This is a genomic window from Streptomyces sp. NPDC057543 (assembly GCF_042801895.1).
Taxonomy (GTDB): domain Bacteria; phylum Actinomycetota; class Actinomycetes; order Streptomycetales; family Streptomycetaceae; genus Streptomyces.
Map to the genome: position 1 here is coordinate 1 of NZ_JBHVFF010000025.1, position 14,760 is coordinate 14,760.

The following is a 14,760-nucleotide window of genomic DNA, read 5'->3' on the forward strand; positions in this document are numbered from 1 at the left end:
GGGAGCCTCTCCGTACGCCGGCTCTTACACGTACGTCGTGCGGTGAGCCGCTCGTAGCTGCTCGCACCCTGCTCGTACGCCGCGAGAGGGTCAGACGGCCTCGGCCTGCTTGGGAGCGGCGGCCGCGGCCCGTGCCTGCGTGTCGTCCGACGACGTGGTCTCCGGGCCCGCGCCCCGCAGCGGGACCTCCTTGACGAACACCGAGGCGAGCAGGGCGATGACGCCGACCGAGGCGCCCACCAGGAACGCGATGTGCGTGCCGGACGACACCGCGTACTGGTACGCCTCACGCGCCTGCTCAGGCAGCTTCGCCAGGCTCGCCGCGTCCAGCTGGGCGGACTTCGCGGTGGCTGCCCCGCCGCCGCGGGCCACCATCTCGTCCTGCACCCGTCCGGTGAACAGTGCGCCCATGATCGCGACGCCGAAGGAGCTGCCGAGCGTACGGAAGAGGGTGGTCGCGGAGGAGGCGACGCCCATGTCCTTCATCTCCACGCTGTTCTGCGCGACGAGCATCGTGATCTGCATCAGGAAGCCCATGCCCGCGCCGAGCACCGCCATGTAGACGCCCGAGGTCAGTCGCGTGGTGGCGGTGTCCATCTGGGAGAGCAGGAACAGACCGGTCACCATCAGGGCGGAGCCCACGATGGGGAAGATCTTGTACTTGCCGGTGCTGGTGGTGACCCGTCCCGCGATCAGCGAGACCACCATCATCGCCAGCAGCATCGGCAGGAGCAGCAGGCCCGAGTTGGTCGCGGAGGCGCCCTGGACGGACTGCTGGTACAGCGGCAGGAAGAGCACCGCCCCGAACATCACGAAGCCCACCATGAAGCCGACGACGGACATCAGGGTGAAGTTGTGACTGCGGAATATGTGCAGCGGAATGATCGGCTCTGCGGCCTTGGTCTCGACGAAGAGGAAGCCGACGAGCGCGGCGACACCGATCGCGATGAGCTCCATGATCACAGCGGAGTTCCAGTCGTACTCCGAACCGCCCCAGGTGGTGACCAGCACGATCGCGGTGATTCCGAGGGTCAGCAGCCCGGCACCGAGGTAGTCGACCTTCGCCGCGGCGCGCTCACGCTTCGGCAGATGCAGTACGGCGGTGACCATGGCGAGGGCGACCGCGCCGAGCGGCAGGTTGATGTAGAAGCTCCAGCGCCAGCCGAGGTGGTCGGTGATGGTGCCCCCGACCAGCGGTCCGCCGATCATGGCGATGGCCATGACACCGGCCATCATGCCCTGGTACTTGCCGCGTTCGCGCGGCGGTACGAGGTCGCCGATGATCGCCATGACACCGACCATCAGACCGCCCGCGCCGAGCCCCTGGACCGCCCGGAAACCGATCAGCTGACCCATGTCCTGGGCCATTCCGCTCAGCACCGAGCCGATCAGGAAGATCACGATGGACGTGAGGAAGATGCCCTTGCGCCCGTACATGTCGCCGAGCTTGCCCCAGATGGGGGTGGAGGCGGCGGTGGCCAGGGTGTACGCGGTGACGACCCAGGACAGATGCTCCAGACCGCCCAGGTCGCCGACGATGGTCGGCATGGCCGTGCCGACGATCAGGTTGTCCAGCATGGCGAGCAGCATCGTGATCATGAGCGCGAGCATCACCACCCGCACACTGCGCTGCTGCTTGCCGGGTTTTCCGGCAGGCAGGTCGGCACCGGCCGCCTTTCCGCCGGCCGCCTTCTTCAGATCGGACATTGGTCCCCACTCCCCTGATCCCCTGTGCGGGCCTGACACTTACTTGCCGCCCGGCTAGTTGACTACACTGGGGAAAGTAGACCCGTAACTAGCCGGGCGTCAAGTAAGTTTTTTTGAGGGAGAGCTTCATGGGCCGCACGCCGCAGCAGCGCCGTGGCAACACGCGCCAGCGCATCCAGGATGTCGCCCTGGAGCTCTTTGCCGAACAGGGCTATGAGAAGACCTCGCTCCGCGAGATCTCCGAGCGGCTGGATGTCACCAAGGCCGCGCTGTACTACCACTTCAAGACCAAGGAAGACATCCTGGTCAGCATCTTCGAGGACCTCAACCGGCCGGTCGAGGAGCTGCTTGCCTGGGGCAAGGAGCAGCCGCGCACCCTGGAGACGAAGAAGGAGATCCTCAGCCGCTACAGCGAGGCCCTGATCGGTGCCGCCCCGCTGTTCCGCTTCATGCAGGAGAACCAGGCGGCCGTGCGGGACCTCAGCATCGGGGTGACCATCAAGGAGCGCGTCGTCGCCCTGGTCGACCTGCTCCAGGAACCCGGCGCGTCACTGACCGACCAGGTGCGCTGCTTCACCGCGCTCTTCACGACGCACGCGGGCATGTTCGCGCTCAAGGACCTCGAAGGCGACCCCGAGGAGAAGCGCAAGGCCATCCTCGAAGTCGCCTTCGAACTCATCACCCGGGCGCACGGCCCGGAGTCCGCCGAGTAGCGGGGTCCGTCCCGGTCGGATCAGACCGAGACGCCCTCCTTGTGCAGGAAGCTGACCGGGTTGACCGCGGAACCGTAGTCGGCGGTGTGGCGGATCTCGAAGTGCAGGTGCGGGCCGCTGGAGTTGCCGGTGTTGCCGGAAAGGGCGATCTTCTCGCCCGTCTTCACGGTCTCGCCGATGCGCACATCGATCTTCGACAGGTGGGCGTACTGCGAGTACGTGCCGTTGGCGTGCTTGATCACAACGGCGTTGCCGTACGCGGGACCGTCGCCACCGCCGTTCGGGCCGGCCTTCACGACGGTGCCGCCGTGTGCGGCCTTGACCTTGGTGCCGATCGGCACGGCGAAGTCCTGGCCGGAGTGCTTGTGGGCCCAGCGACTGCCGTCGTTGCCGAAGCTCGCGCTCAGCTCGTAGCGGCTCACCGGGGTCTCCCAGCCGGCCGCCTTCTTCGCAGCCGCCTTCTTGACTGCCGCCTCCTTGGCAGCCTTGGCCACCTTGGCCTCCTGGGCAGCCTTGGCCGCCTTGGCCTGCACGGCCGCCTGCTGGGCGACCGAGTGGGCCGAGAAGTCGTTGATCAGGCTCGCGGCACCAGGAGAACCCGCCGTGGCGGCCGCGAACGCAGCGCCCGCACCGAGAACCATCGACGTCCCCAGGCCGGCTGCCACCACGGCGCCACGGACACGGGACAGGGACGGGCGGCGGGAGTGCTGGAACGAAACGCGCTTCGACATAAGCGGAGATCCTCCGGAGATGACTGGACCCGGCGCTCCGGCCGGGCTGGCCATTCCTTGGTAACCCGCGCCCCCGCTCATGCTCAAACACCCTATCTACGAACAAAAGCCGTAGCAGCACCCTAGGGAATTCGCCGCCGGCAGTCCCGCACACCCGCCGCCGGGACGCGTCGAAACTCCTTTTCCAGGCAGGATTAACCCCAGCTTCGTACCGGTCGAATCGGACTAAACATAGCTATTCAGACCCATCCTCCTCGGGCCCCGAAACCCCCTCCCCTCGCAGGGGCATAGGGCCCTGCCGCGACCGCGGCACTCTCCCCTATGGCCGCTAGTAGGCCGCGAAAGGGCTGTGTGCCTTGTCACCACCGGTGGGACCGAAGCCCGTCCGATCCGGGACTTTCGGCCGACGGGTGAAGTCGGTCCGGTTCACCGTTCCGAGGTACTCGGCGCCGATCGCGGCACCGCACGGGCACGACCGGGTACAGGCACGGACACGGGGCGGGGCGGGGCGGGTACAGGCACGGGGCGGGGCGGGGCGGGTACAGGCACGGGCACGGGGCACGGGGCACGGGGCACGGGGCACGGGGCACGGGGCACGGGGCACGGGGCACGGGCACAGTAAAAGGGGCTGCCCCGGACCGTTTCTCACAGTTCCGGGGCAGCCCCTTCAGGCGCTCAGGCGCTCACACGCTTCGGCGCGTCCTCACACGTCCTTCGACATGTTCGGTCCCCCGCCGCCCGCCGCCTGCTCGATCGGGGGGACGTCGGGCAGAGCCGACTTCTCCTCGCCGCGGAAGGTGAACGTCTTCTCCTCGCCCTCGCCGTCGGTGCCGACGACCACGATGTGACCGGGGCGCAGCTCACCGAAGAGGATCTTCTCGGAGAGGATGTCCTCGATCTCGCGCTGGATCGTCCGGCGCAGCGGCCGGGCGCCCATCACGGGGTCGTAGCCCTTCTTCGCCAGGAGCGACTTGGCTTCCGAGCTCAGCTCGATGCCCATGTCGCGGTCCTTCAGGCGCTCGTCCACCTTGGCGAGCATGAGGTCGACGATCTGGATGATGTCTTCCTCGGTGAGCTGGTGGAAGACGACCGTGTCGTCGACACGGTTGAGGAACTCGGGGCGGAAGTGCTGCTTGAGCTCTTCGTTGACCTTGTTCTTCATCCGCTCGTAGCCGGTCTTGACGTCACCCTGGGCGGCGAAGCCCAGGTTGAAGCCCTTGGAGATGTCCCGGGTCCCGAGGTTGGTCGTCATGATGATGACCGTGTTCTTGAAGTCCACGACCCGGCCCTGGGAGTCGGTCAGCCGACCGTCTTCCAGAATCTGGAGCAGGGAATTGAAGATATCGGGGTGGGCCTTCTCGACCTCGTCGAAGAGGACGACGGAGAACGGCTTGCGGCGCACCTTCTCGGTGAGCTGGCCGCCCTCTTCGTAACCCACGTAACCGGGGGGAGAACCGAAGAGGCGGGAAACCGTGTGCTTCTCGCTGAACTCCGACATGTCGAGGGCGATCAGTGCGTCCTCGTCACCGAAGAGGAATTCGGCGAGCGTCTTCGACAGCTCCGTCTTACCGACACCGGACGGGCCGGCGAAGATGAACGAACCACCGGGGCGCTTCGGGTCCTTCAGACCGGCTCGCGTACGGCGGATCGCCTGCGAGAGGGCCTTGATGGCGTCCTTCTGGCCGATGACGCGCTTGTGGAGCTCGTCCTCCATGCGCAGCAGCCGGGAGGACTCCTCCTCCGTCAGCTTGAAGACCGGGATGCCGGTCGCGGTGGCCAGGACCTCGGCGATCAGCTCGCCGTCGACCTCGGCCACGACGTCCATGTCGCCGGCCTTCCACTCCTTCTCGCGCTTGGTCTTCGCGGCGAGGAGCTGCTTCTCCTTGTCGCGCAGGGACGCGGCCTTCTCGAAGTCCTGCGAGTCGATCGCGGACTCCTTGTCGCGGCGGACGGCCGCGATCTTCTCGTCGAACTCGCGGAGGTCCGGCGGCGCGGTCATCCGGCGGATGCGCATCCGGGAACCGGCCTCGTCGATCAGGTCGATCGCCTTGTCCGGCAGGAAGCGGTCCGAGATGTACCGGTCGGCCAGCGTCGCGGCCTGGACCAGCGCCTCGTCCGTGATGGAGACGCGGTGGTGGGCCTCGTAGCGGTCGCGCAGACCCTTGAGGATCTCGATGGTGTGCGGCAGCGACGGCTCCGCGACCTGGATGGGCTGGAAGCGGCGCTCCAGCGCGGCGTCCTTCTCCAGGTGCTTGCGGTACTCGTCGAGCGTCGTCGCACCGATGGTCTGCAGCTCGCCGCGGGCAAGCATCGGCTTGAGAATGCTGGCGGCGTCGATCGCGCCCTCGGCGGCGCCCGCACCCACCAGGGTGTGGAGCTCGTCGATGAACAGGATGATGTCGCCGCGGGTGCGGATCTCCTTGAGGACCTTCTTCAGGCGCTCCTCGAAGTCACCGCGGTAGCGGGAACCGGCAACCAGCGCACCGAGGTCGAGGGTGTAGAGGTGCTTGTCCTTGAGGGTCTCGGGCACCTCGCCCTTGACAATGGCCTGCGCCAGTCCCTCGACGACCGCCGTCTTGCCGACGCCGGGCTCGCCGATGAGAACCGGGTTGTTCTTGGTACGACGGGACAGCACCTGCATGACCCGCTCGATCTCCTTCTCGCGCCCGATGACCGGGTCGAGCTTGGATTCGCGGGCAGCCTGGGTGAGATTCCGGCCGAACTGGTCGAGCACCAGGGACGTGGAGGGCGTGCCTTCCGCGGGGCCGCCCGCGGTTGCCGCCTCCTTGCCTCCCGAGTACCCGGAGAGCAGCTGGATTACCTGCTGCCGCACCCGGTTCAGGTCGGCGCCCAGCTTCACGAGGACCTGGGCGGCGACGCCCTCGCCCTCGCGGATCAGGCCGAGCAGGATGTGCTCGGTGCCGATGTAGTTGTGGCCGAGCTGGAGGGCCTCACGGAGCGACAGCTCCAGGACCTTCTTGGCCCGGGGGGTGAAGGGGATGTGCCCGGACGGGGCCTGCTGGCCCTGGCCGATGATCTCCTCAACCTGCTGGCGGACCGCCTCGAGCGAAATCCCGAGGCTCTCCAGGGCCTTAGCGGCGACACCCTCACCCTCGTGGATAAGGCCCAGGAGGATGTGCTCGGTGCCGATGTAGTTGTGGTTGAGCATCCGGGCTTCTTCCTGAGCCAGGACGACAACCCGCCGCGCGCGGTCGGTGAACCTCTCGAACATCGTTAATCGCTCCTCAGAGCGGTCAGGCAGTAAGGGGTCGGTCCCCTCCCTGTCCTTCCGCAGCTTAGTCCCGCAAGCGGGGACCGCTCATTCCAACTGCCGACACCGTCCTTGGCCTCCTGCCCCGAACGCCGACATCTGCTCCAACCTGATGGTGCGAGACGATGTTCCCGCAGGCCAGGCAGATACGCCTTTCGTCAGTACGCCGATGGCGAACGTGAGATGCCCAGACCTGCGTGTCGCCCCTCCCCACTAGGGATGTCTTACCCGCTATTACAGACAGTCCATGCGGCGCACGCCGGTTCCCTCCGCTATGGGCGAACATATTTACGCTCCTGAATACGCTCCTACGCCCCCATCTCGGACACGCTGAGCACCTGGTCACGGACTCCGCGTAACCGTTGATGCGGTTCGGCCGTTCTTCCGGCATGACCATCACCGACCCGTCCCCCCCGCCGTCGTTCGCCGACGGGCGGAAGGGCCTGGACGCCTGCGCGTGGTGGGCACGGTGGTACGAACGCGAGCTCGGCTGGGCAACGGAGGGCACCACGCCGGTGCGGTTGCTGACCGGGCTGCGGTTCGACGTCCTGGAGGTGCCCGCGGCCGTCGGCCGTGCGGCGCTGCGACGGGTCGGCGCCGGCGGGCCGGTGGCGCTGGCGGGCGCACGGATGAACCTGCTGGTCGCGGCGGGAAGCGCCGACGAGCTGCCCGGGCTGCTCGACTGGCTGGAGTGGGGCGGGGTCGCCCTCTCGCTGACCGCCATCGGGGCGGGCGGCCGGATCACCGCGCCGGTGCCGCCCGGCGGGGTGCCGAGCCGGCCGGGGGCCGCCGTATGGCTGCGGCCCCCCGGGCTGCGGCACGAGGAAGAGCCGGAGCTACCGACTCTGAGCGGCCTCGGGAGCAGGGGTGGGGGTGCTCCCGATCTCGTACGGCTCGTGGACGCGGTGGCGACGGAATGCCACCGGGTCCGGTTGATGCACGCCCGAACGGGGCGGTCGACCGATGAGTCGACAGCTCAGCCGTTGGCCTTCTCGTAAGCCTCACGGATCTCCGCGGGAACACGGCCACGGTCATTCACATTGTGGCCGTTCTCGCGCGCCCACTTACGGATCTCCGCGGTGTCCTTGTTGCCACCCGTAACAGCGCGACCCTTGCCGCGGCCGGCCGCCGCGCGGCCACCCGTACGCCGGCCACCCTTGGTGTACGGCTCAAGAAGACCACGGAGCTTGTCCGCGTTGCTCGTGGTGAGGTCGATCTCGTACGTCTTGCCATCCAGAGCGAACGTGACGGTCTCGTCCGCCTCGCCGCCGTCGAGGTCATCGACAAGAAGGACCTGAACCTTCTGTGCCACCGGATTTCCTTTCATCGAAAATGCAGTACGCGGAAAGGAAACCGCTTTTCTCCGAAAAACACAAACCCTCGGGAGAGGTTCAGGATCGCGAGAAGACGGGAAACGTGCGCGATTCGGACATAGAGCTACGGCTTCTTGTGGCGGTCACAGGTGCAGAAGCATCCGGCTGTTGCCCAAGGTGTTCGGCTTCACTCGTTCGAGACCCAGGAACTCCGCTACACCCTCGTCATAGGAACGCAGCAGCTCGCTGTAGACATCTCCGTCGACCGGCGTCTCTCCGATCTCCACGAAGCCGTGCTTCGCGAAGAAGTCGACTTCGAAGGTGAGACAGAAAACCCGCCGTACGCCCAGCCAGCGGGCGGTCTGCAGCAACTTGTCCAGTACTTGATGTCCGACTCCGGCGCCCCTGATGCTGTGGTCGACCGCGAGAGTGCGCACTTCGGCCAGGTCTTCCCACATCACGTGCAGTGCGCCGCAGCCGATGACCCGGGCGTCCTCGTCGCGTTCCGCGATCCAGAACTCCTGGATGTCCTCGTAAAGGGTCACCGTCGCTTTGTCGAGGAGGATGCCTTCACGTACGTACCCGTCGAGGAGACGGCGGACCGATGCCACATCGCTGGTCCTGGCCCGGCGGACGGTGATGGCCACGTTTATAACCGACGGTTCGGTACGCAAATCGGTATGCGGAAGCTCTGAGGACATACCCCGACGCTATCGCCCGGACTCCGGGCCCGCGCCATCGGCCGGATCTACGGCCTGTTCATCGGTCGGTTCATCGCTCGGTTCATCCGCGGCTTCGTGCGCGGGTTCATGCTTGCCTTCATCCGCGACTTCGCGCTTGTCTTCATCGGGCTCTTCCCGCGTCCGGGGCTCGGAGGAACCGAGCAGGTCGGGCCGGACGATCCGCATGGCGTCCCGGAGGGCCTGGCGCTGCTCGGCGGACATCATGCCGAAGAAGGCGACGAGAGCGGCGGCGGGGTTGTCACTGCGCGACCAGGCCTCGTTCATCAGTGCGGCCGAGTATGCGGCGCGGGTCGAGACCGCCGTATATCGATATGCGCGGCCGTCGACTTCCCTGCGCACCCAGCCCTTCTGATGGAGATTGTCCATTACCGTCATGACGGTCGTATAGGCGATGGAGCGTTCCTGCTGAAGGTCCTCGAGGACTTCCCGCACGGTCACCGGACGGTTCCATTGCCAGACCCGCGTCATCACGGCGTCTTCCAGATCTCCCAATTGGCGGGGCACAATGTCACTTTAGTGCTAGATGCCGGGAATGCTCGGTTATTTACGCAGCGAAAGGGCGCACGACTCCTGACGAGTCGTGCGCCCTTTGTGTGCGCGAGAAGCGGAGTGTCAGACTCCGTCGGTCCGCGGTGCCTGCTGGACGGACTCGGCACGGCCGAGCACCGAGTCCACGGCCGCGTCCTCCTTGGCCTTGTTGGGACCGCCCTGGCTCTTGACGATCGTCACGACGAGGCCGATGAAGAAGGCGGCCATCACCACTGGGGGCACGAGCGCGGATACGTAGTCCATGGCATCCAGAGTAGCGAGGCCGGTACGGGCTTCCGCGCACCCCCTCCGAGTCGCGGCCGGCTATCCCGCGGCACGCTGCTGCGGCGGCGGGGCCGGGCGGCGGGGCGGGAAGACCTCGGAGGGCTTGGGTGCCGGGCGTCCGGGCGACGGAGCGGGCCGGGCCGGGCGGGCCGGGGCCGCCGGGGTCTTCGGCCGTTCGGGTTCGGCTTCGTCGGCCCGGCCGCCGGGCAGGGCGAGAAGCCGGCTGCGGGGCGCGGGGGTCACCGCCGGCACGGCACGTCCGGCGAGGCGGGCCCGCACCGAGCGCTCCGTGAGCATCTGGCAGCGCTCCAGGAGGGCCGCGGCCACCGGTCTGTGGCGCAGGGCGCGCAGCGCGGCGAGGTCGTCGGGGCGAGGGTCGTATCCGCCCGCCAGGGCGTCCTGGAGCAGCTCCAGGTAGCCGCCGGCGGAGCCGGGGAGGGCATTGCGGTAGCGGACGAGGTCGGCGAGCAGGAACGTGCGCAGCCGTCCCGCCTCGCCGACCGCCTCGTCCACGGCGCCCGCCAGCAGCAGGCAGTCCTGGACGTCCTCGTCGGGCAGGGGCGTGGGGTGAAGGGCGGTGGAGAGGGCGCGTCGGAGCACACGCAGCTCGTCCGCGCTGAACGCCATACCGCCGCGTGATCCGTAAGGCGTGGGCATGAAGCGACAATACGTGCTAAATGGACAAAATCCGCTTAACGGGTCGTCGGCGGCGCGGCGGCGGCCCCGGTCCGCCCCGCCGTTCCCGCAGGTACGCCCCGTATCCACTACATCCGGGCGATGTTCCGCTCATACACCAGCCGCAGACCGATGAGGGTGAGCCAGGGCTCGTGCTCGTCGATGACGGAGGACTCGCCCAACACCATCGGCGCAAGGCCGCCCGTCGCGATGACGGTGACGTCGTCGGGGTCGGCGGCCAGTTCCTTCTTCATCCGTGCGACCACACCGTCGACCTGGCCGGCGAAGCCGTAGATGATGCCCGCCTGCATCGCCTCGACCGTGTTCTTGCCGATCACACTGCGCGGCCGGGCCAGCTCGATCTTGCGGAGCTGGGCGCCCTTGACGCCGAGCGCCTCGACCGAGATCTCTATGCCGGGTGCGATGACACCGCCGGTGTACTCGCCGCGGGCGGAGATCGCGTCGAAGGTGGTGGCCGTCCCGAAGTCGACGACGATCGCCGGACCGCCGTACAGGTCGACGGCGGCGACCGCGTTGATGATGCGGTCCGCGCCGACCTCCTTCGGGTTGTCCATCAGGATCGGCACCCCGGTCTTGATGCCCGGCTCGACGAGGACCGCGGGCACGTCGCCGTAGTAGCGGCGGGTCACCTCGCGCAGCTCGTGCAGGACGGCCGGGACCGTGGAGCAGATCGCGATGCCCTCGATGCCGTCGCCCAGCTCCATGCCCAGCAGCGGATGCATGCCCATCAGGCCCTGGAGCAGCACCGCGAGCTCGTCCGCCGTGCGGCGGGCATCGGTGGAGATCCGCCAGTGCTCGACGATCTCCTCACCGTCGAACAGGCCGAGGACGGTGTGGGTGTTGCCGACGTCGATGGTGAGCAGCATCAGGCGCCGGCCCCGTCGGTGTCGCGGAAGTCCAGGCCGATGTCGAGGATCGGCGAGGAGTGGGTGAGCGCGCCGACGGCCAGGTAGTCGACGCCCGCCTCCGCGTAGGCGCGTGCGGTGTCCAGGGAGAGCCGGCCGGAGGACTCCAGGACCGCGCGGCCGCCGACCAGGGCGACCGCCTCGGCGGTCTGCAGCGGGGTGAGGTTGTCCAGCAGGATCAGGTCGGCGCCCGCGTCGAGGACCTCGCGGACCTGCTGCAGGGTGTCGACCTCGACCTCGATCGGTACGTCCGGGAACTCGTCCCGTACCCGCTTGAAGGCCTCGGCCACGCCGCCGGCCGCGATCACGTGGTTGTCCTTGACCAGCGCCGCGTCCGACAGCGACATGCGGTGGTTCACGCCGCCGCCGCAGCGCACCGCGTACTTCTCCATGGCGCGCAGGCCAGGGGTGGTCTTGCGGGTGTCGCGGACCTTGGCCTTCGTGCCTTCGAGGATGTCGGCCCAGGCGCGGGTGGCGGTCGCGATGCCGGAGAGCCTGCAGAGCAGGTTGAGCGCGCTGCGCTCGCCCGTGAGCAGGTCGCGGGTGCGGGTGGTGACGGTCAGCAGCTTCTGGCCGGGGACGACGCGGTCGCCGTCCTCGACATGGCGCTCGACCGCGAACTCGTCCGTGCAGACGATGGACAGGACGGCCTCGGCGACGCGCAGACCGGCCACGACGCCCGCCTCACGGGCGGTGAAGTCGCCGGTGGCCACGGCGTCCTCGGCGACGGTCGCGACGGTGGTGACGTCGACACCACCGTCGAGGTCCTCCTCGATGGCGACATGCGCGACGTCCTCGACCTGGACCGGGTCCAGGCCCGCGTCGGCCAGGAGCTGGGCGAGGTCGGGGTCGAGGCCGCACTCCAGGGGGTTGAGCTGGTAGTACTCGTCCTCGCCGCAGCCGCAGCCGTCCCCGCAGCCGCCCTGGGACGGTGCGGGCGCGCCGATCTGGATCAGCGGTACGTCCACGGGTGTGGGGCGCGGATTCTCTTCGGGCGTGCTCACGGTTACGGCTCCTCGATGACGTCTACGGGGTGAATCAGGGGTGCTGCTGCTGCGCAGTCTGGTGCCTGCGCCGGGCGTACGGGCCCGAATGCCTCGGTCTCCGTCCGACGGAGGACGAGTTGACGCTCCGGGGTGAGCCGGACGACGAGGTGGCGGCGCCAGTTCTCGTCGTCGCGCTCGGGCCGGTCCTCGCGCCAGTGACAGCCGCGGGTCTCCTCGCGCCGACGGGCGGCGGCGACCAATACGCGCGAGACGAGCAGCAGATTGGTGGCCTCCCAGGACTCGACGCCGGGCACCGCGACCTTGGGCTCGGCCTCGCCGGCGGCGCGGGCGACGCTGTCGTGCAGGGCCTCGAGCTCATCAGCGGCGGTGGCCAGGCTCTCGGCGGAGCGCAGGACTCCGGCGCCCCGGGTCATGATCCGCTGGATCGTGCCGCGCGCCTCGGGGGCGAGCAGCGGCGACGGGGCGGGGAGGGGGTAGGAGGCGGGGAGCGGCGAAGGGGCGGGGAGGGGGAGCCGGCCGACGGTCGCGGTGCCCGCGCGGGGCCGGTCCTCGACGATGTCCGCCGCGATGCGCTCGGCGAAGACGAGGCCCTCCAGGAGGGAGTTGGACGCCAGTCGGTTCGCGCCGTGCACGCCGGTGCACGCGACCTCGCCGCAGGCGTACAGACCGGGCACGGTCGTACGCCCCCGCAGGTCGGTGCGGATGCCGCCGGAGGCGTAGTGCGCGGCAGGCGCGACGGGGATGGGTTCGGTGATCGGGTCGATGCCGTGGGCGCGGCAGGCCGCCAGGATGGTGGGGAAGCGCTGTTGCCACATCTCGGCGCCGAAGTGACGGGCGTCGAGATACATGTGCTCGGTGCCGTGCAGCTGCATCTGGCGGGTGATGGCCTTGGCGACGATGTCGCGCGGCGCCAGTTCCGCCAGTTCGTGCTGCCCGGTCATGAAACGCGTACCGGACGCGTCGACGAGATGGGCGCCCTCGCCCCGTACCGCTTCCGACACGAGGGGCTGCTGGCCCTCGGAGTCGGCGCCGAGGAAGAGGACCGTCGGGTGGAACTGGACGAATTCGAGGTCGGAGACCTCCGCGCCGGCCCGCAGCGCCAGGGCCACGCCGTCGCCGGTGGAGACCGACGGGTTGGTGGTGGCGGAGAAGACCTGGCCCATGCCGCCGGTGGCGAGGACCACGGCGGGGGCACGGACCGCGCCGACGCCGTCGTGCTGCCCCTCGCCCATGACGTGCAGGGTGACGCCCGCGGTACGGCCCTCGTCGTCGGTGAGGAGGTCGAGGACGAGGGCGTTCTCGACGGTGTGCAGGGCGGCTTCGCGGACCGCCTCGACCAGGGCGCGGGAGATCTCGGCGCCGGTCGCGTCACCGCCCGCGTGCGCGATGCGGCGGCGGTGGTGGCCGCCCTCGCGGGTCAGCGCGATGTCGCCGCTGTCCGTGGTGTCGAAGTGGGCGCCGGTCCCGATCAGCCGACGCACGGCGTCGGGCCCCTCGGTGACCAGGGTCCGTACCGCGGCCTCGTCGCACAGGCCCGCGCCCGCGACCAGGGTGTCGTCCAGATGCTGCTGGGGCGTGTCGCCCTCGCCGAGGGCGGCGGCGATGCCGCCCTGCGCCCAGCGGGTGGAGCCGTCGTCGAGGCGGGCCTTGGTGACGACGACCGTGGCGAGACCCGCGGCGGCGCAGCGCAACGCGGTGGTCAGACCGGCCACGCCGGATCCGACGACCACGACGTCGGCGTCGATGGACCAGCCGGGGGCGGGGGCGGTCAGCCGTATTCCGGTCACGTGGTGGCTCCGAAGGTCAGCGGGATGTTGTCGATGAGGCGGGTCTTGCCGACCTTCGCCGCGACGGCGAGGATCGCGTCGCCGGTGGTGCGGTCGTCGGGGATCTCGGTGAAGTCGGCCGGGTCCACGAGTGCCAGGTAGTCCAGGGCGAGCGGCGGCTGTTCGGCGGACGCGTCGTCGAGGATCAGTCGCGCGGCGGCGCGCACCGCGGCGGGTCCGTCCACGGGGCGGGCCAGGGCCACCGCCTGGGTGTCGGCGGCCGCGCGGGTCTCGCCGAGCGCGGTGAGCGCGGCGGCCCGGCCGGTGGTCGCCGCGGTGGTCTGCGCGCGGGCGTGCAGCGCCTGCTGGGCGGCGAGCCTGTCGCGCGCCGCGAACAGGGCCCGGGACAGGGCGAGGGCGGTGTGCCGCTCCTCGGCGTCCAGGAAGCGGTTGCGGCTGGAGAGCGCGAGGCCGTCCGGCTCGCGGACCGTCTCCACGCCGACGATTTCCACGGGGAAGTTCAGATCGCGCACCATGCGGCGGATCAGCGCCAGCTGCTGGGCGTCCTTCTGCCCGAAGAACGCGGCATCGGGGCGGGTGAGGTGCAGCATCTTCGCGACGACAGTGAGCATCCCGTCGAAGTGCCCCGGCCGGGACGCGCCTTCGAGCCGCTCGCCCATCGGGCCCGCCGAGATCCGGACCTGCGGTTCGCCGCCGGGGTACACCTCGTCGACGGACGGCGCGAAGACCGCGTCCGCCCCGGCGGCACCGGCCACGGCGAGATCGGCGTCGAGGGTCCGGGGGTAGCGCTCCAGGTCGGCGGCCTCACCGAACTGGAGCGGGTTGACGAAGACGGTGACGACGACCTGGCCGTCCGGGCCCGCGGCCGCGCGCGCGGTACGGATCAGGGTGGCGTGGCCCTCGTGGAGAGCGCCCATGGTCATCACGACGGCCCGCGGCCCCTTGAGCGGCGCGAACCCGGCGAGCTCGGCAGCCGTACGGAGAAGGGTGGCCGCGGGGGCGGCGCCGGGGGCCTGCGGCGGGGCGGCGGAGCGGGGGGTGCGGGGCATGGGGGACTCAGCGGGCCGGGGCGGT

14 protein-coding genes are annotated in these 14,760 nt (G+C 69.4%); 2 read left to right on the forward strand and 12 right to left on the reverse strand.

Features of this window, described 5'->3' with window-relative positions; translation table 11 throughout:
• Positions 1-90: 90 nt before the first annotated feature.
• Positions 91-1,707, reverse strand: coding sequence for an MDR family MFS transporter (locus ACFU8Q_RS07060; protein ID WP_384448948.1), 1,617 nt, complete (start codon positions 1,705-1,707; stop codon positions 91-93).
• A gap of 128 nt (positions 1,708-1,835) precedes the next feature.
• Between ACFU8Q_RS07060 and ACFU8Q_RS07065 the strand changes: the two genes are divergently transcribed.
• Positions 1,836-2,420: a TetR/AcrR family transcriptional regulator gene (locus tag ACFU8Q_RS07065; RefSeq protein ID WP_384448951.1), complete on the forward strand. Its 585-nt coding sequence runs from the start codon at positions 1,836-1,838 to the stop codon at positions 2,418-2,420.
• Between the two features lie 20 nt (positions 2,421-2,440).
• Here the strand turns inward: ACFU8Q_RS07065 and ACFU8Q_RS07070 are convergent, their stop codons facing one another.
• Positions 2,441-3,151, reverse strand: a complete 711-nt coding sequence (locus ACFU8Q_RS07070; RefSeq protein WP_384448954.1) for a M23 family metallopeptidase — start codon at positions 3,149-3,151, stop codon at positions 2,441-2,443.
• A gap of 703 nt (positions 3,152-3,854) precedes the next feature.
• Positions 3,855-6,383, reverse strand: coding sequence for an ATP-dependent Clp protease ATP-binding subunit (locus ACFU8Q_RS07075; RefSeq protein WP_384448957.1), 2,529 nt, complete (start codon positions 6,381-6,383; stop codon positions 3,855-3,857).
• A 428-nt stretch (positions 6,384-6,811) separates the two neighbouring features.
• Here ACFU8Q_RS07075 and ACFU8Q_RS07080 point away from each other — a divergent pair, with 428 nt between their 5' ends.
• On the forward strand, positions 6,812-7,420 hold the full coding sequence (locus ACFU8Q_RS07080) for an SCO3374 family protein (protein WP_384448960.1): 609 nt from the start codon (positions 6,812-6,814) through the stop codon (positions 7,418-7,420).
• On the opposite strand, the gene ACFU8Q_RS07085 is transcribed toward ACFU8Q_RS07080, so the two are convergent.
• The 9 genes from ACFU8Q_RS07085 to panC form a co-directional block, all read right to left on the reverse strand.
• A complete protein-coding gene (locus tag ACFU8Q_RS07085; RefSeq protein WP_093894032.1) occupies positions 7,399-7,734 on the reverse strand; it encodes an Lsr2 family protein in 336 nt (111 codons plus the stop codon). The two genes, ACFU8Q_RS07080 and ACFU8Q_RS07085, sit on opposite strands and share 22 nt — an antisense overlap.
• 144 nt (positions 7,735-7,878) lie before the next feature.
• The gene (locus ACFU8Q_RS07090) at positions 7,879-8,436 is read right to left on the reverse strand and encodes an amino-acid N-acetyltransferase (protein ID WP_384448962.1); all 558 of its coding nucleotides are present in this window, start codon (positions 8,434-8,436) and stop codon (positions 7,879-7,881) included.
• A gap of 9 nt (positions 8,437-8,445) precedes the next feature.
• Positions 8,446-8,982, reverse strand: a complete 537-nt coding sequence (locus ACFU8Q_RS07095) for a BlaI/MecI/CopY family transcriptional regulator (protein ID WP_384448965.1) — start codon at positions 8,980-8,982, stop codon at positions 8,446-8,448.
• A gap of 108 nt (positions 8,983-9,090) precedes the next feature.
• Positions 9,091-9,270: a hypothetical protein gene (locus ACFU8Q_RS07100; RefSeq protein WP_384448968.1), complete on the reverse strand. Its 180-nt coding sequence runs from the start codon at positions 9,268-9,270 to the stop codon at positions 9,091-9,093.
• 60 nt (positions 9,271-9,330) lie between these two features.
• Positions 9,331-9,918, reverse strand: coding sequence for a hypothetical protein (locus ACFU8Q_RS07105; protein WP_384449045.1), 588 nt, complete (start codon positions 9,916-9,918; stop codon positions 9,331-9,333).
• Between the two features lie 137 nt (positions 9,919-10,055).
• Positions 10,056-10,853: a type III pantothenate kinase gene (locus tag ACFU8Q_RS07110; RefSeq protein ID WP_384448971.1), complete on the reverse strand. Its 798-nt coding sequence runs from the start codon at positions 10,851-10,853 to the stop codon at positions 10,056-10,058.
• Positions 10,853-11,896: a carboxylating nicotinate-nucleotide diphosphorylase gene (gene nadC, locus ACFU8Q_RS07115; RefSeq protein ID WP_384448974.1), complete on the reverse strand. Its 1,044-nt coding sequence runs from the start codon at positions 11,894-11,896 to the stop codon at positions 10,853-10,855. The genes ACFU8Q_RS07110 and nadC overlap by 1 nt, the downstream gene beginning before the upstream one ends.
• Positions 11,897-11,898: 2 nt before the next feature.
• Entirely contained in the window at positions 11,899-13,686 is a 1,788-nt protein-coding gene (locus ACFU8Q_RS07120) for an L-aspartate oxidase (RefSeq protein ID WP_384448977.1), read from the reverse strand.
• Entirely contained in the window at positions 13,683-14,735 is a 1,053-nt protein-coding gene (panC, locus tag ACFU8Q_RS07125) for a pantoate--beta-alanine ligase (RefSeq protein WP_384449048.1), read from the reverse strand. The genes ACFU8Q_RS07120 and panC overlap by 4 nt, the downstream gene beginning before the upstream one ends.
• Between the last annotated feature and the right edge of the window lie 25 nt (positions 14,736-14,760).

Bases quoted from the DNA above. Each gene is read 5' to 3' on its own strand.
- ACFU8Q_RS07060 (WP_384448948.1), bottom strand. From the start codon at position 1,707: ATGTCCGATCTGAAGAAGGCGGCCGGCGGAAAGGCGGCCGGTGCCGAC.
- ACFU8Q_RS07065 (WP_384448951.1), top strand. From the start codon at position 1,836: ATGGGCCGCACGCCGCAGCAGCGCCGTGGCAACACGCGCCAGCGCATC.
- ACFU8Q_RS07070 (WP_384448954.1), bottom strand. From the start codon at position 3,151: ATGTCGAAGCGCGTTTCGTTCCAGCACTCCCGCCGCCCGTCCCTGTCC.
- ACFU8Q_RS07075 (WP_384448957.1), bottom strand. From the start codon at position 6,383: ATGTTCGAGAGGTTCACCGACCGCGCGCGGCGGGTTGTCGTCCTGGCT.
- ACFU8Q_RS07080 (WP_384448960.1), top strand. From the start codon at position 6,812: ATGACCATCACCGACCCGTCCCCCCCGCCGTCGTTCGCCGACGGGCGG.
- ACFU8Q_RS07090 (WP_384448962.1), bottom strand. From the start codon at position 8,436: ATGTCCTCAGAGCTTCCGCATACCGATTTGCGTACCGAACCGTCGGTT.
- ACFU8Q_RS07100 (WP_384448968.1), bottom strand. From the start codon at position 9,270: ATGGACTACGTATCCGCGCTCGTGCCCCCAGTGGTGATGGCCGCCTTC.
- ACFU8Q_RS07105 (WP_384449045.1), bottom strand. From the start codon at position 9,918: ATGGCGTTCAGCGCGGACGAGCTGCGTGTGCTCCGACGCGCCCTCTCC.
- ACFU8Q_RS07110 (WP_384448971.1), bottom strand. From the start codon at position 10,853: ATGCTGCTCACCATCGACGTCGGCAACACCCACACCGTCCTCGGCCTG.
- panC (WP_384449048.1), bottom strand. From the start codon at position 14,735: ATGCCCCGCACCCCCCGCTCCGCCGCCCCGCCGCAGGCCCCCGGCGCC.